18 protein-coding genes and 1 tRNA gene are annotated in these 18307 nt (G+C 67.4%); 7 read left to right on the forward strand and 12 right to left on the reverse strand.

Going from position 1 to position 18307, the window contains the following annotated elements; genetic code table 11:
- Positions 1 to 91 precede the first annotated feature (91 nt).
- Positions 92 to 175 (forward strand) — tRNA-Leu (locus NZU74_17870).
- 172 nt (positions 176 to 347) lie between these two features.
- Here NZU74_17870 and NZU74_17875 read toward each other — a convergent pair.
- The 6 genes from NZU74_17875 to NZU74_17900 all read right to left on the reverse strand — a co-directional run bounded on the left by NZU74_17875 (position 348) and on the right by NZU74_17900 (position 5415).
- Positions 348 to 1397, reverse strand: a complete 1050-nt coding sequence (locus NZU74_17875) for a phosphate/phosphite/phosphonate ABC transporter substrate-binding protein (protein ID MCS6883204.1) — start codon at positions 1395 to 1397, stop codon at positions 348 to 350.
- 96 nt (positions 1398 to 1493) lie between these two features.
- Positions 1494 to 2369, reverse strand: coding sequence for a phosphonate ABC transporter, permease protein PhnE (phnE, locus tag NZU74_17880; protein MCS6883205.1), 876 nt, complete (start codon positions 2367 to 2369; stop codon positions 1494 to 1496).
- The gene (gene phnC, locus NZU74_17885; GenBank protein MCS6883206.1) at positions 2359 to 3153 is read right to left on the reverse strand and encodes a phosphonate ABC transporter ATP-binding protein; all 795 of its coding nucleotides are present in this window, start codon (positions 3151 to 3153) and stop codon (positions 2359 to 2361) included. The genes phnE and phnC overlap by 11 nt, the downstream gene beginning before the upstream one ends.
- A gap of 17 nt (positions 3154 to 3170) precedes the next feature.
- A complete protein-coding gene (locus NZU74_17890; GenBank protein MCS6883207.1) occupies positions 3171 to 4256 on the reverse strand; it encodes a site-specific integrase in 1086 nt (361 codons plus the stop codon).
- Positions 4257 to 4780: 524 nt separating this feature from the next.
- Positions 4781 to 5182, reverse strand: coding sequence for a WD40 repeat domain-containing protein (locus tag NZU74_17895; protein MCS6883208.1), 402 nt, complete (start codon positions 5180 to 5182; stop codon positions 4781 to 4783).
- Positions 5179 to 5415, reverse strand: coding sequence for a hypothetical protein (locus NZU74_17900; GenBank protein MCS6883209.1), 237 nt, complete (start codon positions 5413 to 5415; stop codon positions 5179 to 5181). Before NZU74_17900 ends, NZU74_17895 begins: the two co-directional genes overlap by 4 nt.
- Positions 5416 to 5509: 94 nt before the next feature.
- On the opposite strand from NZU74_17900, the gene NZU74_17905 reads away from it, so the two are divergent.
- Positions 5510 to 5908: a DUF86 domain-containing protein gene (locus NZU74_17905; protein MCS6883210.1), complete on the forward strand. Its 399-nt coding sequence runs from the start codon at positions 5510 to 5512 to the stop codon at positions 5906 to 5908.
- A gap of 281 nt (positions 5909 to 6189) precedes the next feature.
- On the opposite strand, the gene NZU74_17910 is transcribed toward NZU74_17905, so the two are convergent.
- Together NZU74_17910 and NZU74_17915 are read right to left on the reverse strand one after the other, a co-directional pair.
- A complete protein-coding gene (locus tag NZU74_17910; GenBank protein MCS6883211.1) occupies positions 6190 to 8547 on the reverse strand; it encodes a DUF2309 domain-containing protein in 2358 nt (785 codons plus the stop codon).
- A 144-nt stretch (positions 8548 to 8691) separates the two neighbouring features.
- Entirely contained in the window at positions 8692 to 10194 is a 1503-nt protein-coding gene (locus NZU74_17915; protein ID MCS6883212.1) for a hypothetical protein, read from the reverse strand.
- A gap of 376 nt (positions 10195 to 10570) precedes the next feature.
- Between NZU74_17915 and NZU74_17920 the strand changes: the two genes are divergently transcribed.
- Both NZU74_17920 and NZU74_17925 read left to right on the forward strand, forming a co-directional pair.
- Positions 10571 to 11479, forward strand: coding sequence for an ABC transporter ATP-binding protein (locus tag NZU74_17920; GenBank protein MCS6883213.1), 909 nt, complete (start codon positions 10571 to 10573; stop codon positions 11477 to 11479).
- Between the two features lie 3 nt (positions 11480 to 11482).
- The gene (locus NZU74_17925; protein ID MCS6883214.1) at positions 11483 to 12385 is read left to right on the forward strand and encodes an ABC transporter permease subunit; all 903 of its coding nucleotides are present in this window, start codon (positions 11483 to 11485) and stop codon (positions 12383 to 12385) included.
- 75 nt (positions 12386 to 12460) lie between these two features.
- Here NZU74_17925 and NZU74_17930 read toward each other — a convergent pair whose 3' ends face one another.
- The 3 genes from NZU74_17930 to NZU74_17940 form a co-directional block, all read right to left on the reverse strand.
- Positions 12461 to 12760 carry a helix-turn-helix transcriptional regulator gene (locus NZU74_17930; GenBank protein ID MCS6883215.1) on the reverse strand — a complete coding sequence of 100 codons (300 nt, stop codon included), beginning with the start codon at positions 12758 to 12760 and terminating at the stop codon, positions 12461 to 12463.
- Entirely contained in the window at positions 12757 to 13626 is an 870-nt protein-coding gene (locus NZU74_17935; GenBank protein MCS6883216.1) for a J domain-containing protein, read from the reverse strand. The genes NZU74_17930 and NZU74_17935 overlap by 4 nt, the downstream gene beginning before the upstream one ends.
- A gap of 199 nt (positions 13627 to 13825) precedes the next feature.
- Entirely contained in the window at positions 13826 to 14209 is a 384-nt protein-coding gene (locus tag NZU74_17940) for a hypothetical protein (protein MCS6883217.1), read from the reverse strand.
- 616 nt (positions 14210 to 14825) lie between these two features.
- Between NZU74_17940 and asd the strand changes: the two genes are divergently transcribed.
- The 3 genes from asd to NZU74_17955 all read left to right on the forward strand — a co-directional run bounded on the left by asd (position 14826) and on the right by NZU74_17955 (position 17642).
- Entirely contained in the window at positions 14826 to 15872 is a 1047-nt protein-coding gene (asd, locus tag NZU74_17945; GenBank protein ID MCS6883218.1) for an aspartate-semialdehyde dehydrogenase, read from the forward strand.
- A 172-nt stretch (positions 15873 to 16044) separates the two neighbouring features.
- Positions 16045 to 17091: a hypothetical protein gene (locus tag NZU74_17950; GenBank protein MCS6883219.1), complete on the forward strand. Its 1047-nt coding sequence runs from the start codon at positions 16045 to 16047 to the stop codon at positions 17089 to 17091.
- A gap of 83 nt (positions 17092 to 17174) precedes the next feature.
- Positions 17175 to 17642: a hypothetical protein gene (locus NZU74_17955; protein MCS6883220.1), complete on the forward strand. Its 468-nt coding sequence runs from the start codon at positions 17175 to 17177 to the stop codon at positions 17640 to 17642.
- A 173-nt stretch (positions 17643 to 17815) separates the two neighbouring features.
- Here the strand turns inward: NZU74_17955 and NZU74_17960 are convergent, their stop codons facing one another.
- Entirely contained in the window at positions 17816 to 18238 is a 423-nt protein-coding gene (locus tag NZU74_17960; GenBank protein MCS6883221.1) for a DUF3054 domain-containing protein, read from the reverse strand.
- Positions 18239 to 18307: the final 69 nt, after the last annotated feature.

An 18307-nucleotide genomic window follows, 5' to 3' on the forward strand; every position in this document is an offset into this window, starting at 1 on the left:
AGCACGTGGCCGGGATCGGTCGCAAGGAGGCGCATTCCGGCGCTGCTATTGCAAACGCCTCTGGCCCATGCTATACTCGCGCCGAACACCCGGGGACGTGGCGGAATGGCAGACGCGCATGACTTAGGATCATGTGCCGCAAGGCGTGCGGGTTCAACTCCCGCCGTCCCCACCATTGAGCACTGACCGGAATGATCCGCTGAGGATGCCGAGCCGTGTGGCTCGCTGCGCCCGTGCCGCTGGCGGTGCAGGTCAATCGTTTCGAGAAACGTGGAGCAGTGGAGTTATAGCAATGTTTTCCCACACCTCCACGCCTCCACACCTCCACGCCTCCACGCGACCCCGGACTACCGCGCCAGTTCCTTCAGATCCAGGTTCAGCACCCGCGCGATCTCGCGGAGCGAGTTATAGTAACTGTCCACGCTCGGCAGGTTCAGCGCGGGCGGCGGCAGGTCATACCAGTACCTTAGCCCCGCGACCAGATCGGGATGCTCCTTGACTTCGAGCAGCAGGCTCGTCATTGCCGCCTTGAATGAGGCGGGCAACCGGCTGTTGACGGCAAAGGGAGCATTGGGGATAGGGTCGGTGAAGCCGAGAATGGCCAGGCGCCCCTCAGGACAGCTCTCAAATACCGCGCGGATCTCCTTGGCGGTACGCACCACGCTGCTGAGTTGATCGGGGAAGCCGCAGAACTCGACCTGTCCCTCCCGTTGCAAGCGGTAGAGGTTGGCTTCGAACGTGGCGGCCGCCTGGGTGCGCCCGTTCCACACCGAGAGCACCGCGGTGGGGTGGGAGCCGGCAAACACGGTGCGCATGTCGGTGTCGGGGTTGATCCCCGCCTTGATCAGCCCGGCGCGCGGCGCCAGGTGCCCTGAGGTTGAAGCCGGATCAACGAAGGCGAAACTGGCGCCGCGCAGATCCTCCAGGCGATTGATCCCCGAGCCTTTGCGCGTCACGTAGACGCTGTAGTAGAAACTGGGCGCCGCAGGGTCATAGACCGGGTTGGCCTCGTTCTGCGGATAAACCGCGACCGCCAGCGCCTCCGCCCCCGCCTCCTGCACCGCCAGCACGTAGGCGAAGGGGCCGATCTCCATCGCGTCCACCCGCCCGGCGCGCATGGCTTCAATCACCGCGCTGTAGCTGGCGCCGGTCTGGATCTCCACAGGGATGCCCAGGCGCGCCTCCAGCAGCGCGCGGAAGGGTTCGGCGTTGCGGAGCACCGCGTTGGGGTCATCGCCGCCGAAGAGGCCGATGCGGAAGCGCTCCGGCCAGCCGGCGCGATCCGCGACGATGGTGGGCGCCGGCGTGGGGGTCACCCGCGCGACCGGCGCCGCGCCGCAGGCCGCCAGCAGCGCCGCCAGCCATATGGGGATAAGGGTGGACATAAGCCGGGCCATAGGGGCGAGTCTCCTTGTCTCCTCGTGATCGGGTTTGTAGGAGGGCTGCGCCCTCCCACGTCTTCCCCCTCGTTCTAACTTGACATAATGAAACGATCAAATGATCCGCCTGCGCACCTGGCCGCTCAACCAGTCGATCACCGTCACCACCATGATAACCAGGATCAGCGCGCCAATCAGTTCGCGGTACTGGAAGAGGCTGATATAGGTGGTCAGGATGAAGCCTACCCCGCCCGCGCCGACCAGGCCGAGAATGGTCGCCGAGCGAACGTTATGCTCGAAGAGCAGCAGCGAATAGGAGGCCATGAGCGGCAGGGCCTGGGGCAAGACGCCGTAGACGAAGGTCTGCAGCCGGGTGGCGCCGGTGGCGCGCACGGCCAGTGTTGGCCCCGGGTCAATCGCTTCGATGGCCTCGGCGTAGAGTTTGCCCAGCGCGCCGATGGCCCCGACCCCCAGCGCGAGCACGCCGGCGAAGGGTCCCAACCCGACGGCCGCGACGAAGATCAGGGCGAAGAGAATGTCGGGAATGGCCCGGTTGATGTTCAACAGCAGGCGCGTGCCATGGTAGACCAGGGGATGCGGGGCCAGGTTGCGAGCGGCCAGCAGGCCGAAGGGGAAGGAGAGCATGACCCCGAGGAGCGTGCCGATCACCGCCATGTGCAGCGTTTCGACGATGTACGGCGCGACCCGTGGCAGCGGAACGACAACCTGCGCGTCCGGCGCGCCGGGTACGGCCAGGGTTACCGGTTGCATGTCCCAGCGGGGCGGGAAGATGCGCCGCAGGAAGTCGAGCATCGTAGGCATGCCTTCGACCAGCGCGTCCAGGCTCACCCCGGCGCCTCGCAGTGACCAGAACAGCACGGCCAGGGCGACGACTGCAGCGAGCGTCTGGCGCAGGGTCGGGCGCGGCCAGGGATTGAGCAGTTGCTCGCGTTGGGCCGACGGGGAGCGCGGCGGGGTGTCAGCGGCCATGTGATGTCTCTGCTTCAAGCTCCGCCGCCTCCGCCGCGGGGCGGTCGAAGCGGTAGATCCGCTCCAGGACCGGCGTATCCAGACCCTGCGGCGGACCATCGTAGACCACCTCGCCGCGGGCGATGCCCACCACGCGGTCGGCGAAGGCGCGGGCCAGAGCCACCTGGTGCAGGTTCATGATGGTCAGCACTCCGTCTTCGCGGGCGATCCGGCTCATATCGTCGAGCGCCTGGGCGGCCAGTTCCGGGTCGAGACTGGCGACCGGCTCATCGGCCAGGAGCACCACCGGCTCCTGAGCCAGGGCGCGGGCAATCGCGACGCGCTGCTTCTCGCCCCCCGAGAGGCGGTCGGCGCGCTGCCGGGCCTTCTCCAGCAATCCGACCCGTTCCAGTTGCCGCACCGCTATCGCCCGGTGATAGCGGTTGAAATACCCCAGCAGGCTGGCCGGGCCGGGGTTGTGCCCGAGCCGCCCGATAAGCACATTGGCAAAGGCCGAGAGCCGTCCGACCAGATGGTACTCCTGCCAGATGAACCCCACGCGGCGATGGATGGCCCGGAGGCGTTCGGACCCGGCCGCGGCGATGTTCTCGCCCGCCAGCACGATCGCCCCGGCAGTGGGGCGTTGGAGCCCGGCGATACAGCGCAGCAAGGTAGACTTGCCCGCGCCGGAGCGCCCGATGACGGCGATGATCTCGCCCGGCTCGGCGCGCAGCGACACCGAACGCAGGGCTTCATGCCCATTGGGATAGACCACGCGCAGCCCATCAATGTCGAGCAGACTCACCGGGGTTCCTGTCCAGGCTACAATTCATCGTCGAGGGAAATGCGGCTATTGGCCACCTCACTGGCCTGCACGTAACGGCTGGGCATCAGCAGGCTGCTCCAGCCGCCGGCGTCGCGCAGGGCGAAGGGGTCGCTCTTCGCCCGGGCGGCGCGGGTGGCCCAGGTATGGCGCAGGTCGTGGGGCGAGAGACCGGTGATGCCGATGCGTTCGCCCAGGATGGCCACCCGCTCGCGGATGGCCCGCGCCGACATCGCGCCCCACAGCTCACCGTTCTTGCGCGAGCCGCGCAGCAGGGGGCCTGAGGGGAGGGCGTCGGCGGCCAGGTAGGCCCGGGCGGCGGCCAGGGCGTCGCGGCTGAGGTGGTGGGTCTGGGTCGTGTGGACCTTCTCCCGGTAGAAGGTCAAGGTGCCGCGGGCGGGGTCAAGGGCGCCAACCTCGAGGCCGGCGAGTTCGCCCACGCGCAGGCCGAGGTCGGCCAGGAGGCAGATGATCAGCGCGTCGCGCCGGCCCTGGGGGGTGTCGGGCTGCTGCTTGAGGGCGCGCACCTGCGCCGGGGTAAGCACGAGCGGCGCAGGCTTCTTGGCGCCGACGCGGGTAGGCGTGGCGGCGCGGCGGCGCTGGGCGTCAATCGCGCGCGCCTGGCGCCCGCTGTAGCCGCGCACAGTGCGGATGAGCGCCAGGGCGTCGGCGGAGAGCACCCCGGCGGCGTGGGCCAGGGCGCAGTGGCGCCGCACGGTGGCCAGGCGCACATTGATCGAGCCGATGGCGTAGCCTTCCTGAAGCTGCCAGCGGAGGAAGGCGCTCACCAGGCCGTGGGTGACATTGGCCCAGGCGTGAGGATCGTAGGCCAGACGCGCCCCAAAGGCAGGGGCCTGGGCGGGGGGAATGGCCTGCACCTGGCCGAGAAAAAAGGCGAAGAGAGCCAGATCGGCCTCCTGCCGGCGCAGCGTATCCGGGTCCAGCCGGCTGCGATAATCATCGAAGACCGTCGCTACACTGGCGGCATCGGCAGCAGCGGCGGCGCGGGGATCAATGGCGAGAGGGCAGGCTAGCGGCCCTGGCCTGCCCCCGGGCGCCTCGTCGGGTTCATACGCTGCTGGCATCGCGGGTTCTCCACTTGCACAACGGGGACGCCAGGCTTCCCCGCACCCCTGCCCGCGGGAGCGCGTGGGAACGCAACCATCAGGAACATCCCTTGTCTACGGGAAGTATACCAGATCCGGCCCGGCGGTTCTTCGTTATCAGGGCCATACCTTACCCACAACCTGCCGCTGGCGATTGATGAGGAGTAACGATTACGCTCGGCATACTCTGGCTGGCGGTTGAAACCGCGCCTTGGGGCGCGTGCGCGCCGGGCGCCGGCCTGCGCCGACGCTTCCCCGCCCGCAAAGGCGGGTAGCCGGCCGGAGGCCCACAGGCGCAAATGATGACGATTACGCATTACATCCGGTATAGCCCGCGCAGGCGGGCTTCGTATCGGTAGCCCGCGGCTTCAGCCGCCGGGTTGCACCCCGATGGCAGCGCACGCCATTAACTTCCGATTAGTATGATTAATCGGAAGTTAATGGAATCCGGACTCATGGGAGTCGCCTATGCCAGATACCGCAATCCAAAATCCAAAATCGCCTCACCCCTCGACCGTCCAGATCTGCACCTGGCTCAGACCGATGTCCGCCAGCCAGCGGCCGTCCGGGCTGATGGCGACGACCATGCCCCGGTGGCGGCTCAGGTCGCCATCAGGGTCCGGGATAATGGTGCGCGACTCTTTGAACGTTTGTTCGTGAACGAGGCGCCACGCGCCAGCGGCGCAGGTGCGGATGGTCGCGCCGCCGACGGTCAGCAGTCCGCCATCGGGGCTAAAGGCCAGGCTCTCTGACGGCCCGCGCTGGAGGGCCTGGACCACCTCCTGGCGTTCCGCGTCCAGCAACCAGACCCCGAGCGGCGCGGCGGTCACGGCCAGGTAGCGCCCATCAGGGCTGAAGGCCAGCGTTCCGGCAACCAGCGCGTCCGGATCATCAACGCGGATCACTCCACCCGGCGTCGGCTCGCCACATTCCAGAGCTGGACCTCCGGCCCGTTGGGGAAGCGTTGCTCCGTCACGGCCAGAATGCGCCCATCGGGGGAAAAGGCGATGCCTATCGGAGCGATGGAGGCCTCTGCGGGCCAGCACGTCAGGGTTCCCTGCGGCAGACCCGCTTCGATCGCATAGAGCCGGACGGCGCCCCGGCTGCCGACGGCCAGCGTCGCGCCGTCGGGACTCACGGCCAGATAGCCGCCGTCGGGAATATTGCAGATTGCAGGAAGTCTGGTATGCTCGGAAGACGGCGCTCCACCATCCGAAATGCAAGTTTGAACCTTGCTCCCCGCCACCGTCGCCAGCCTGCTCGCCGCTGAGGAACGCATCACGTTCGCCCTGCTGTTGGGCTCCTTCGCCAGAGGGCAGGCCGGCCCGTTGAGCGACGTGGATATCGGCATCTACGTGTCGCGCCCGCTCGACCTGCCGGAGCCTGGGCGGTTGACAGTTGCCAGCCGGCACAATCTGGACGCGCCGGCCAGCTACGCTGAATGCGTCGATCTGCTGAGCTGCGCCGAGTACCTGGACGAGGAGCTTGCCGGCGCGGTTGCAAGCATGGTTGGCCTGCGCAACCTCCTGGTGCGCGAGTATGTCCGGGTCGATCCCGAGCGTTTGTATGCCCTGTTGAGCCGGCTTGACGACTTCCGGCGGTTTATCGCGCAGATCCAACCTTATGTCTAATCAAGGCGAGGGGCAGGGAGGGCGAAACCCTCCCTGCCCCTCGCCGTTCATGCAGGGGCGCGGGGAACCCCTTGCAGGTGCAGGGTTTTCCGGCGCATCCTCGCGTCACATTCGCCATCCGGGGCATTGCGACGACCAACTCCCCCCTCTCCCGCTCAGGGAGAGGGGGGCAGGGGGGGTGAGGACCGTACGCGCATTGGAATGCCGGAAGCCCATTCTCCCTCGAAAACCCCTACAACCTGTGAGGCGGGAAACCCCAGGGTTCCCCGCGCCCTCACGCCTTACGCCTCCCAGCCGACGCCGGGAACCCAGCGGGCCGCGCCGGTCCCTTCGGGGTCCAGGGCGAAGAGCCGGAGCCAGCCGTTCTCCACCAGGTCGCGCACGACGGCGTGCTGCTGCATCACCGCCTCAATGCGCTCGCGCGGAGCCTCGACCAGCACCTGCAGGCGCAGCGGCTCGTGGTACCAGCGCCCGTCCGGGCCCTGCACCGACTGCAGCGCCAGGCCCGTCCGCAGGTCGCCGCCGTTGCCCAGCACCACGCCCAGGGTCCCGACGCGGTTGTGGATGGTCTTGGTGCCGCAGCCGAAGTGGGCGTTGTCCACAGTGGAGCCGAAGTACTGGAGGTTGATCCACGAGGCCACCACCACCGGCGCGGTGAGGATCAGGGTCAGGATGGAGTTGTCGGGGTCGGTGGTCCAGTCGTACTCGTGGAGGAAGGCGCGCCCCTCCAGACACACGCCACGGGTGCGGGCGCGCCGCGCGGCGATGAAGGCGGCGTTGCGGGCCAGCGCCCACTCGGGGCGGACCTCCGACCAGTCGCGGGCGCGGCGGCGGATCTGGCGGCTGACCAGCTCCGGGTCGCCCTGGGCGATGCCGAGGGCCCGGGCGCGCTCCAGGCGGGTGGCGACCGCCGCCTCGCTAAGCCAGGCGCGCAACTGCTGCAGATCGGACTGGTGGCTGGCGGGGAGCCGGTCGGTGTCGAGCAGGCGCACCTCATCGGTGCTGGTGTCGTGGACGCCAGCGACGAAGTACGTATCCTCCGGCACGGCGAAGCCGCGCTCCGGCAGCCGCGCGCGCACCTGGGGATCGTTGAGCACCGCAGCGGCGATGCGGGCGTTGAGCGCCCCGCCGTGCCCGCCGCAGGCCCCGCAGTCCAGACCGGCCTGGTGGGGGTTGTTCTCGCTGCATCCCTCGTGGCCGGCCAGGAGGACGAGGCGGCCGTAGCGCTGGCGCAGGCCCATGTTCTTGAGGATCAGCGCCGCCATGTCGCAACGTTGCTCCACAGTGAGGCCGCTCACCCCGTCGGAGTCGAGAATGAAGGGAACCTGCCCCTCGTCCTCGCGTGGCGCGGTCAGCCGGGTGAGGGCGTCGCCGATGAGGCCCACGGCGTAGCCCAGGCCCAGCGTCTCGACAAAGGCGAAGGCCGACGACGGAGCAGTGGTCAGCTTCTTCAGCGCGCTGCGGCCCTCCCAGACCGGCGCGGGCGCCTGGGCGCGAATGTGCACGGCCGGCTTGAGCAACACCGGGCAGCGGGCGCTCGACCCGGCGGGCGTCTGCCAGTCGAGGAAGACGGCGAAGAAGCCGGCGAAGCCGAGGGTTTCGATGGCGGACGAGCGCGCCTCCAGGTGGCGGCGCAAGATCTCCGAGCGCACGTCAATGCAGAAGACCGCCTGCACCGCCGGGCGCGTTTCGGGCGGCGCCGGCGGAGGCTGCAGGGCGCCCAGCAGGCGCCGGGTATAACCGTTCTCCAGGGCCTCCTGGAAGATCACCCGCACCGACTCGTCCTCGATGCTCGGAGCGTCGGTGGGAGCGATGGCGTGATCGGCCGTGCGCGGCTCCATGCGGGCCAGGGCCGCGTCGGTGCAGACGCGGATCGCCAGCAGGTCGAGCACCGGCCCGGCCTCATTATCGCCCGCGGCCCAGACCTCGCGGCGCAGGTAGGAGGCCCAGCCGAAGATGCCGCCCAGGAGCCGGTAGAGGTAAGCCTGGCGCTCCTCGGGGCTGACCTGGAGATCGGCCAGCACGCTCTCGATGGCCGCCAGCGGATCGGCGGGCAACTGCGCCACCCAGGCGCGCCAGCCCCGCAGGCCGCGGATCTCCAGCGAGCGATCCACCTGCGCCGCCTCGCGCCAGGAGGCGTACAGCCCTGCCGGCTGCGGGGCGCGCCCCCAGGCCGGCCCGTCGGCGGGGATCTGCGCCGCGCACCAGGCGGCGGCGTAGCGGATGGCGCGCTCATTCCAGTGCGTGCCATGCACCCGGTCATACCGCTCGGCGAAGGTCAGTACCACGCCCGCCCGACGCAACGGCGGGGGCGCCGCACCGTCGAGGATCGCCGCAAGCAGCGCGGGGTCCTGGTCGGCCCGTTGCGCGGCCAGTTCCAGATCGGCCATGGTGAAGGCCCCGGCGCGCCAGCGCTCGCGGTAATAGGCGATGTCCGGCAGCACCCGCGCTCCCAACCCGTCGCGGATCTGGCGGGCGGCTTCGTCAATCGGCTGGCCAGCGAAACCCAGGAAGGGGTTCACGGCCACGTAGTTCTCCAGATCCCACAGCGGCGGAATGCGTCGGCACACGGCCAGAACATCCTCCAGCACCGACGGCGCGACGTAATCAATCTGCGCGGTATCAACCAGCTTTAGCACACGCGGCTCCTTTCAAGTGACAAGTGATGCGTGACGAGTGATGCGTGAGAGCCTGTCCGGACACCTGCGGCGCGGGGAACGCGGGGTTTCCCACATCCCCGGGCTGCGCCCTCCCGGAATGCCAGTGACAGGCTCTACGCGGCATTACAGGCGCCGGGCGTCAGGCAACGCGGGAGCGCCCCAGACCCGCTCGACCAGGCGATCAGCGATAGCGCCGAAGTAGAAGCCGTGCAGGGCGTGGACGTAGAAGGCCCGTCCGGCGGCCGTCCGGCCCAGAGCCGGCAGCAGGCCGTAGACGATCCCCAGGATGAGGAAGACTACCACCGGGATGACCGCCGCGATCCAGGCCAGGGGGCCGGCAGGCGCGGGCTGGTCGCCAAACACCGGGGCGAAGAACTGCGCCGCCCCTTCGTAGAGGCCGAAGGCAAGCATAGCTGCCGCCAGCGTTCCGGCCAGGGCTACCAGGGCCGGCGCGAGAGCGCCGGCAGCGGGAGAGCGCGGGGCCTGGAAGCAGGCCACCCAGAGCTGCCCGATCGCCAGGGCCAGGATGGCCGAGAGCGCCAGCTTGCCGGGCGACTGGAAGGGGCCAAAGCCGGTGATGATGCTGGCCAGGGCCAGGGCGGGAATGGCCGCCAGCGTGCCGATCACCGCCAGCAGCACGGTCTGGCCGGGGGCCAGTTTGGGGGCGGGCGCCGTGCGCCGGGGCAAATCGCCGGTGCGGAGGAACGCCCAGGCCTTGTAGCAGCCGTGCCCCACCAGGTGCAGGATGGCCGCGGGGAAGGCCGCCAGCCCGATCTGCACCATCATGAAACCCATCTGACCAACGGTGGACCAGGCCAGGACGCGCTTCACATTGGTCTGGGCCCACATCGCCAGCATACCCAGGGCCGCGGTGAGCGTTCCTACCACCACCAGGTTGAGAAGGGCCAGCGGCGACTGGACGATCAGCGGCGCGAAGTGAAGCAGCAGCACACCGCCGCCGTTGATGATCCCCGCGTGCATCAGCGCCGACACGGGCGTAGGGGCCTCCATCGTCTCAGGGAGCCAGCTATGGAAGGGAAACTGGGCCGACTTGGTGAGCGCGCCGGTCACTACGAGCACGGCGACCACATCAAGAGCCATAGGCCATGGCGCCGGGTCGTTAAGGCGCGCCAGGAACACGTTCAGGTCGAGGGTGCCCCACTGCCAGAAAATGATGGCGATAGCGGCGATAAGGGCCACATCGCCGAGCCGGCTGATCAGGAACTTCTTCCGCGCGGGAGGGAAGGCCTCGTACCGGTCACGGTAGTAGGTCAGGAGTTGATGCAGGCCAAGGCTGGTAAGCAGCCAGGCGACGAAAAGCACTACCAGGTGCGTGGCGAAGACGAACGTGTAGGCCGCCAGCACCGTGAAGGCCAGCCAGCGGAGGAAGCTCCGCTGCCGCGGTTCGCCGTCGAGGTAGCGCAGGGCGAAGCGGTAGACCACGACACCCACCAGAGCCACGAGCAAGCTGATGGTGGCGCTCAGGCGGTCGAGGGTAAGTCCGGCGAAGGTCTGCGGCTGCGGATTGAACGCCTGGGCGACGAACATCGCCGCGGAGAGAGCGGCGAGCGCGGTGAGCAGCGGCAGGAGCGCGCGTTCCTGCCATCCGGCCTGTCGATCGTGCATACAGATCTCCTTGGTGAACGGTAGCGGTTCGTTCCAGATACGTTAAATATATCACGAAATCTATTTCGTATATCTCTGGAACAGGTAGTCCTGGAGACCCCAGATGGACGGGGGGCCTACCCGTCTGGGTAGAGGAGGGCCAAAGCAGCGGCAGCGCCGCTGCTTTGGCCCTGCCGATCCCCAGACTCCAATATGTTTCGTTGGTTTTGGTGGTTACGCCGCCAAAACCAACGAAACATGATCTCTCAGGCGGCGTAGCCGCCCTAACCTCCCCGCCGGAGCCGGATGTCGCATCGGCCCTGACCCTCCCCGGAAATCCGCTTCACCGATACATGCAGATGCTATAATCTGAACCGGAGACGCAGCGCAAAACGTTATGTCTACCGAAAGCGCCATCGAGACCGAGAACCTCACCAAGCGCTACGGCGCACGCCTGGCCGTGGACGGGTTGAGCCTGCGCGTGGCGCGGGGGGAGATCTTCGGCCTGCTGGGGCCGAACGGAGCGGGCAAGACGACCACCATCGCCATGCTGCTAGGCCTGGTGCGTCCCAGCGCCGGGCGCGCCCTGGTGCTGGGGCATGACGTGCAGGCCGACCCGGTGTCCGCTCTGCGCCGGGTGGGAGCGATGATCGAGACCCCGGCGTTTTACCCCTACCTCAGCGGGTATGACAACCTGCGGGTGCTGGCGCATACGGGCGGGCTGCCTGCGGAGCGCATTGGCGCCGCCTTGCAGGCGGTGGAACTGACCGACCGCGCGCGCGACCGGGTGCGGGTCTACTCCCAGGGCATGCGCCAGCGACTGGCCATCGCCGCAGCGCTGTTGCCCGATCCCGAACTGATCATCCTCGACGAGCCGACCAACGGCCTCGACCCCGCCGGCACCGCCGAAATCCGCGCCCTGATCCGCCGTCTGGCCGCGGGAGGGCGCACCATCGTCCTGTGCTCGCATATCCTCTCAGAGGTGGAGCAACTCTGCGGGCGGGTGGCCATTCTGAAGGCGGGCCGGCTGGCGGCCGAGGGCGCAGTGGCCGACTTGCTGCGCCGCGAGCGCGGCCTGCGCCTGCGGGTGGAGGGCGACCCGGATCGGGCCGCCGCGCTGCTGGCGGCGCTTCCCTGGGTGCGCGCCGTGGAGCGCGAAAACGGAGCCTTGCTGGTGGACGCGCCCGTGGAGCGCGCGGCCGAACTCAACACCTACCTGACCCGCGCCGGGGTGCTGGTGGCCGAGATCGGCGTGCATACGAGCAACCTGGAGCAGTTCTTCCTTGAGGTTACTAGCGATACATAGGCAATGTTACGCAACCTGTTTGCCGCTGAGTGGTTGAAGCTGCGGAAGCGCCCGCTCGCCTGGGTGCTGCTGGCTGCCTTTCTGGCGCTGCTCACGTTGAACCTGGGACTCTGGGCGCTGGTGATTGCCCTGCAGGAAGGCGCGTTGAGCGGCGGCCGCGTGCGGGTTGAGGTGTTAAACCCCGCGCAGACGGCGCAGATCGAGCGCCAGTTGAGCTTTCCAGGGGTCTTCGGGGCGGTGCTGGGTCAGATGAACAGCGTCGGCGGCATTCTGGCGGTGATTCTGGCAGCCGGCGCGCTGGGGAGCGACTTCGGCTGGGGCACGCTGCGCGCGCAACTCATCCGCTCACCGGCGCGGGGCCTGTATCTGCTGGCGAAACTGCTCGCGCTCTTGCTGGCTCTGGTGTGCGGCATCCTGGCGGGGCTGGCCGTAGGATGCCTCATCGCCGCCGCCGCCAGCGCGGCCCTGGGTCTGTCCTCAAGCCTCGGCGGGCGCGATCTGCTGGCCCTGGGCGTGGGGATTCCACGCAGCCTGTACGTGATCCTGCCCTATGTTCTGGCAACCTTTGTCTGTGCGGCGCTGGGGCGCTCGGCACTGGCCGGCGCGGGGGGCGGGCTGGTCTTCCTGGCCCTCGACGTGGGCGCCGGTTCACTCAGTTCCCTGGGCCTGGTCAGCGACGCAGTGCGGTTCGTCGTGAACCTGATGCTCCAGCCGAACATCAACCGCCTGGTGGTGGAGAATGCGGCGCTGTTCGGGCTGGATCCCACGGTGCTGGCGAGCGGGCTGGACCTGGCGACGCTGCCCTCGCTCACCCAGGCCACGCTGGTAGTGGCGGCCTACTGCGCCCTTTTCGGCTATGGCGCCTGGCGCCTGCTGGCTCGCCGGGATATCACCGGGGCGGGATGAGTGGACGGTGGAGATGTGGAGGTGTAGAGGTGTGGAGGTGAGAAGACAGCTCCACACCTCCACACCTCCACACCTCTACACCTCCACACCCCCACACGACCTCTGGAGGCGCTCGAGCTCCTGGCGCAACTCGATCACCTGGCGGCGCATCTGGAGGATGACCTCGACGCCGGCCAGATTCACCCCCAGGTCATCAACCAGGCGCTTGATGAAACGGATCTGTTCAACATCGGCGTCACTATACCGGCGGATGTTCCCCTTGCTGCGAGCAGGGCGCACCAACCCCCGGCGTTCGTACATTCGCAGGCTCTGTTCGTGCATACCGGTGAGTCGCGCCGCCACTTTAATCGTGTAGGTGCGCTCAGGGTTGCTCATACCAGTTGGCCCTCCGTGATACGCCGCAGTTCCTCAAAGAGCGCGCGTTCGCGCGGGGTCAGGCGGGTCGGCAGCACGGCGTTGACGGTCACATACAGATCGCCGCGCTGATGGGCATGATGCATGCGGGGCATGCCCTGGCCGCTGAGGCGGAAGGTGCGCCCATTCTGGGTCTGTTCGGGGATGTTGAGGTTGATCGTCTTGCCCGCGAGGGTGGGCACGGCCACCTGGCCGCCAAGCAGCAGGGTGTAGAGCGGCGCCTCGACGCGGGTATACAGATCGGCGCCCTTGCGTTCAAAGCGCGGATGCGGTTGTACCCGGACGACCAGGTAGAGGTCGCCGCGTTTGCCGCCATGCAACCCCGGGGCGCCCTCACCGGGCACGCGCACGCGGTTGCCGCTGTCAATACCGGCGGGGATCTTCACCGTGATGGTGCGGGGCGTACCGTTAGGGTTCGAGAACTGCAGGGTGCGCTGGGTGCCGGTGAAGGCCTCATCGAGGGTGATCTCGACCGGCTGCTCGATATCCTGACCGTCTATACGCATATTAAAGCCGCCCGCGCGCCCCGCGCGCCCGCCAAACAGGGTTTCAAACAGGTCGGCAAAGTCGGCGCTGCTGAAATCAATGCCGGGGCCAGCCTGTTCATAGCGTCGCCAGTCGCTGCCGAAGCGATCGTACTTCTCGCGCTTCTCCTTGTCGGAGAGCACCTCATAGGCTTCGTTGATCTCTTTGAAGCGGGCTTCGGCCTTCTTGTCGCCAGGGTTGATATCGGGGTGGTACATGCGCGCAAGCCTGCGGTAGGCCTGCTTGATCTCCTGTTCGCTGGCATTGCGACTCACCCCGAGCACCTGGTAGTAGTCTTTCATCGCTTTCTCACGGCCTGAAATAGATACCAACATGCCCATGCCGCGGCACGCGGCTGCTTCTCCCGATTGTAGAGACTTGACAGGACAATTGTCAAGGTTGTAGCGTTAGAGGAGTGTTAGATGCCTCGGAAGCAGCCTGTGGCGCAAAAAACCCCGTGTCTGCACCAGACACGGGGCAAGGTAGAGCAGAAAACCAGCTTCAAGCCACCTGTGCATCCCACTGCGGCGAGCGGCGGTAGGGCGCGTAGCTGGCAAGCTGGCGAATGAACTGTTGCAACTGTTCACGATCCAGAGGATCGTCATAGTTGCGCACCAGGCGCCGAATCACTTCGACCAGCTCCTCGCGCGGGGCATAGCGATAGACCGGCTCGCCGTGGGCCGTGGCGGCCCGCAGCAAGATGCCGTCGTCATAGAGTTCGTGCAGAGCCTGCGAAACGCTCCAGATATCACGACACAGTCGGTCGGTGATAGCCCCGGGCGTGGCTTCCATCCGCGGGTTCTCATGAAACAACAAGAGCAGATGAAGCTTCACGGGCGTGTCGATTGCCTGCTCCAACAGCCGTTGAACCTCTGGGTCTATCATCGACCTGCCTCCTTCCACGTCCGGATCGGCGTTGATCACCGCTGGGCGACGGAATTACACCTTTCGCACGCGCAGGCGTTATGCCGTCTGCTCCGGCGGAACCTGCGCCGTGGGAGAACCTAACCGGGAGGATAGGTAACGTGCAAGACCATTGCAGAGTGGTGACAACTTGGTGAAGATTATACCCGATCAGTCTGCGCCTTGCCAGGGGGGTTTTACTTAATGTTTCATACACCGTGGTTATTTGTTATCCACAGTTTAAGTGCGGATTCATCCAGCCCGGGCCGAGAGGCCGGATTGATGCGATGCCGGCCTGGTGGCGCGCGGCTGCCGTTTCGTCGCCGCGCGCATCACGTATAATGAAAAATAAGGACGTAACAGGATTGTGGGGGATGCGAAGAGCGCTTGCTTCGGCGAGTTCGGGCTACGCCTCTTTCTGCCTCTGGTAATGGCGATCGTTCTCACCCTCCCCCAGGCCGCCCCCCGCCTGCGTTGGAGCGGGAGGAGGCGCCGAGCATAGCGAGGCGGGAGAGGGTGAAGACCCAATCAGAGGGCGCAACGCTCCCGGACCCTCCCGCATATGGCCTGTGTTCACTTCAGGAAGGAGAAGCAGACGATGAAGGTTCGCGTCGCGGTGCTGGGCGCCACGGGAACGGTCGGCCAGCGATTCATTCAGTTGCTCGACGGACACCCCTGGTTCGAGGTGACGGCCCTTACCGGCAGCGAGCGGAGCGCTGGACGCCCCTACGCCGAAGTCACGCGCTGGATGCTCGATACGCCGATTCCCGAGCGGCTGCGGGACATGCCCGTGTTGAGCGAAGACGCGGCGCTGGACACCCCGCTGGTCTTCTCCGCGCTGCCCGGCAAAACCGCTCGCCCGATCGAGGAGCGCCTGGCCGCTGCCGGCCACGTGGTCTGCACCAATGCCTCCGACCTGCGCATGGATCCCGACGTGCCGCTGCTGATCCCCGAAGTCAATCCCGACCATCTGGAACTGATCAGCGTGCAGCGGCGGCGCCGGGGGTGGGCGGGGGCGATCATTGCCAATCCGAACTGCACCGCGACCGGCCCGACCATGACCCTGCGCCCGCTCCTCGATGCCTTCGGGGTGACGAAGGTGCTGCTGGTGAGCATGCAGGCGCTCTCCGGCGCAGGCTACCCGGGGGTGCCCTCCTACGACCTGATGGAGAACATCATCCCCTACATCAGCGGCGAGGAGCCAAAAGTCGAGACCGAGCCGCAGAAAATGCTTGGCACGCTCCGCGACGGGGCGGTAGAGATGGCGCCGATAACCTTCTCAGCCCACTGTAACCGGGTGCCGGTGCTGGAGGGGCACCTCGAGTGTCTCTCCATCGCGTTTGCCCGCCGCCCCCCTCTCGATGAGATCATTGCCGCGCTGCGCGATTTCCGGGCGCTGCCGCAGGAACTCAACCTGCCCTCGGCCCCGCCGCAGCCAATCATTGTGCGCGATGAACCCGACCGGCCCCAGCCGCGCCGCGACCGCGACGCCGGGCGGGGTATGAGCACAGTCGTCGGACGCATCCGCGAGTGCCCGGTGCTGGACTACAAGTTGCTCTGTCTGAGCCACAACACCATCCGCGGCGCCGCGGGCGGCTCCGTGCTGAATGCGGAGTTGATGTACGCCCAGGGTCTTCTAGGATAAGGCGCGGTTCGCAGGAGCCTTGCCGGTTCCTGCGTTCGCCTCCTCCCAGCTTCCCTCCGCTGGGTGGAGACGCCCGCTTTCCTCCCTGGGCGGGGAAGGGTCATGAGGGACGAATCCGCGTATCTTAATACGGTCCTGGGAGGGCTGCGCCCTCCCAGACCCTGCCGAACCTATGTACGCCACCATTGCCGACCTGACCGGGGACGCCGTCATCTACCGCGACCTGCAGCCGTGCGACCCCTCATTGCCGCGTCTCGACGAGCTGCGTGCGCGTCTGGGCCTGGCCGCTGGCCCGCCGCCTCGCAAGCGCGACGCCGCCTATGCCCGCATCGTGCGGGCGCTCGCCGATACGCTGCAGGCGGCGCGCGGCAGCGGGCCGCTTGCGGCCCTGGCGGTCATCGGCGACACCGACAATGACCGCTTGCTTGCCGAGCATCTCCGCCAAACCAGCCCGCTTCCCGCGTATGCCTTCATTGGTGAGGACCGGCCTGTCGCCCCGGAGAGCCTGGTCTGGTACGGTGACACCGCTACCGCCACCCGCTGGAGCCTCATCCACACCTGGGCCGCCGAGCTGGACTGGCGCGGGGTGGACTGGGCGCGCACCGCCGTGCTGATTGACATTGACAAGACGCTGCTCGGCCCGCGGGGGCGCTCGGACGGAGCTATTGACGAGGCGCGCGCCGAAGGCGCCCTGGCCGTCGCCACGCGTCTGGTTCCTGATCTCGACGTGGCGCTGTTCCGGCGCGCCTACGCCGAATTGTGCCGGCGCGCGTGGCATCCGTTCACCCTTGACAACCAGGACTACGTCGTGGCCACGGCCCTGTTGATCACGACAGGCGCCATGTCCCTGGACGAGGTGCGCGCCCGCTTCGAGGAGGGCAGCCTGGGAGACTTCGCCGCCTTCCTCGCCCTTGTCGAGCCGACCGTGCATCCCGCTCTGGCCTCCCTGCACGCCGAACTCCGCGCCCTGGCGGCCCGGGGCGATCCAACGCCCTTCAAAGCCTTTCGCCGGGCCGAACTGACGGCTACGCTCGCGCGCATGGCCGATGGGCGATTGACCCTCTGCGGCGACGTCTATCACCTCTGCTGGAACCTGGCGCAGCGGGGCGCCCTGCTGCTGGCCGCTTCCGACAAGCCTTCCGAGTCAGCCATGCCCACGGATGAGCAACTGGCCGCGGGCCTGCGGCCTCTCCACCGCACCCCGGCCCGGGTGGACTGAGTGCGCCGCGCCTTCGCGCACACGATTCCGTGCTATAATCAAATCCAGAGCCGATATCCGCATTGAGCTTAGGAAGGGACCGTATGCCGCGTTACCGGCGCCTCAGTGCGCTGCTGCTGCTTCTGCTGCCCATGGCCTTCATCGCTCCTGCCCGTTCCCAGGGCAACTCAACGCCGGTCTACCTGCCGTTCCTCGGTCGCCCGCCCGTCGTCAGCGTAACCTTTGCCGCCAATTTTAACCGGGACACCGGTGAACTGATTGACCCCGGAACCGAATTTGCCAGCGGGATTGATCTGCTCTATGTGTTGGTGCAGTTGCAGGGGTACGCCGGGCGCCTGGCGCGGCTCGACTTCACCTTCCCTGACGGCCAGACGCTCACGGGCAGCAGCCGGACCGTCACGGGCAACGACTTCCGCTTCACCACCGCCTATTGCCTCACGACCGCTTTTACATGCGATAGCGGACGGGTCGCCTTGCCCACCGGCAATTATACGGCGCGGGTGTTTGTTGACGGGCGACAGGTGTTCGAGGCCGTGGCGACCATCCGTTGATGCGCGCGGGCCAGGCCGGTTGCGCTCTGGTCATGCCGCTTCTCGCGCAGCTTTCCCACACAACACGGGAACACATCAATCTTCCTGGGAGGGCGGCGCCCTCCCAGATGTATCTCTCCGGCGGGCCAGCGCAAAGGGGAGATACAGTGTCGCCGCCCTTTCCTCGCCGGTCCTTACGTCGCCCGGCGCTGCTCAACAACAGCAAAGACGCCGCGCCAGCCGCCCAGGATCGCCAGCGCTACGAGAAACGTAATGACGTAAAATGACATGGGGCTGAAGCGCCCGATCATCAGCGCGCGGAAGACCGCGCCGAGGAGCAACCCGCCCGTCCAGCCAATCAGCGTGGCGAGCGCCATGGCGCCCGGCCCTCGCGTGCGAGCCGGAGTGTAGGCCCCGGCCAGGGTCGCGGCGATCAGCCAGCCGAGGATGAAAGGCGCGGCCGTGCGCGCCACCTCCAGGATGGCCCCTGGACCCGCCGCTTCGCCGTGGCTGCGCCGCCCAATCGCTGCGAAAAGCAGCAGGGCGAGGACATCGCCCGCTACAAGGATCGCGGTGCGTCTGGCTAAGGCGCGCACCTCAGGTGAATGTGTCGCCATGCTGCGGCTCCCTTCTGTGGCAGGACGCCTCCTATTATACGCCGTGGCGCAACCCGTAGCGCAACCCTG

Source organism: Chloroflexaceae bacterium (assembly GCA_025057155.1).
In the GTDB taxonomy this organism is placed as follows: domain Bacteria; phylum Chloroflexota; class Chloroflexia; order Chloroflexales; family Chloroflexaceae; genus JACAEO01.

Coding starts and splice junctions, on each gene's coding strand:
- NZU74_17875 (MCS6883204.1), bottom strand. CDS start 1,397: ATGGCCCGGCTTATGTCCACCCTTATCCCCATATGGCTGGCGGCGCTG.
- phnE (MCS6883205.1), bottom strand. CDS start 2,369: ATGGCCGCTGACACCCCGCCGCGCTCCCCGTCGGCCCAACGCGAGCAA.
- NZU74_17890 (MCS6883207.1), bottom strand. CDS start 4,256: ATGCCAGCAGCGTATGAACCCGACGAGGCGCCCGGGGGCAGGCCAGGG.
- NZU74_17915 (MCS6883212.1), bottom strand. CDS start 10,194: ATGCACGATCGACAGGCCGGATGGCAGGAACGCGCGCTCCTGCCGCTG.
- NZU74_17920 (MCS6883213.1), top strand. CDS start 10,571: ATGTCTACCGAAAGCGCCATCGAGACCGAGAACCTCACCAAGCGCTAC.
- NZU74_17925 (MCS6883214.1), top strand. CDS start 11,483: ATGTTACGCAACCTGTTTGCCGCTGAGTGGTTGAAGCTGCGGAAGCGC.
- NZU74_17930 (MCS6883215.1), bottom strand. CDS start 12,760: ATGAGCAACCCTGAGCGCACCTACACGATTAAAGTGGCGGCGCGACTC.
- NZU74_17935 (MCS6883216.1), bottom strand. CDS start 13,626: ATGAAAGACTACTACCAGGTGCTCGGGGTGAGTCGCAATGCCAGCGAA.
- NZU74_17940 (MCS6883217.1), bottom strand. CDS start 14,209: ATGATAGACCCAGAGGTTCAACGGCTGTTGGAGCAGGCAATCGACACG.
- asd (MCS6883218.1), top strand. CDS start 14,826: ATGAAGGTTCGCGTCGCGGTGCTGGGCGCCACGGGAACGGTCGGCCAG.
- NZU74_17950 (MCS6883219.1), top strand. CDS start 16,045: ATGTACGCCACCATTGCCGACCTGACCGGGGACGCCGTCATCTACCGC.
- NZU74_17955 (MCS6883220.1), top strand. CDS start 17,175: ATGCCGCGTTACCGGCGCCTCAGTGCGCTGCTGCTGCTTCTGCTGCCC.
- NZU74_17960 (MCS6883221.1), bottom strand. CDS start 18,238: ATGGCGACACATTCACCTGAGGTGCGCGCCTTAGCCAGACGCACCGCG.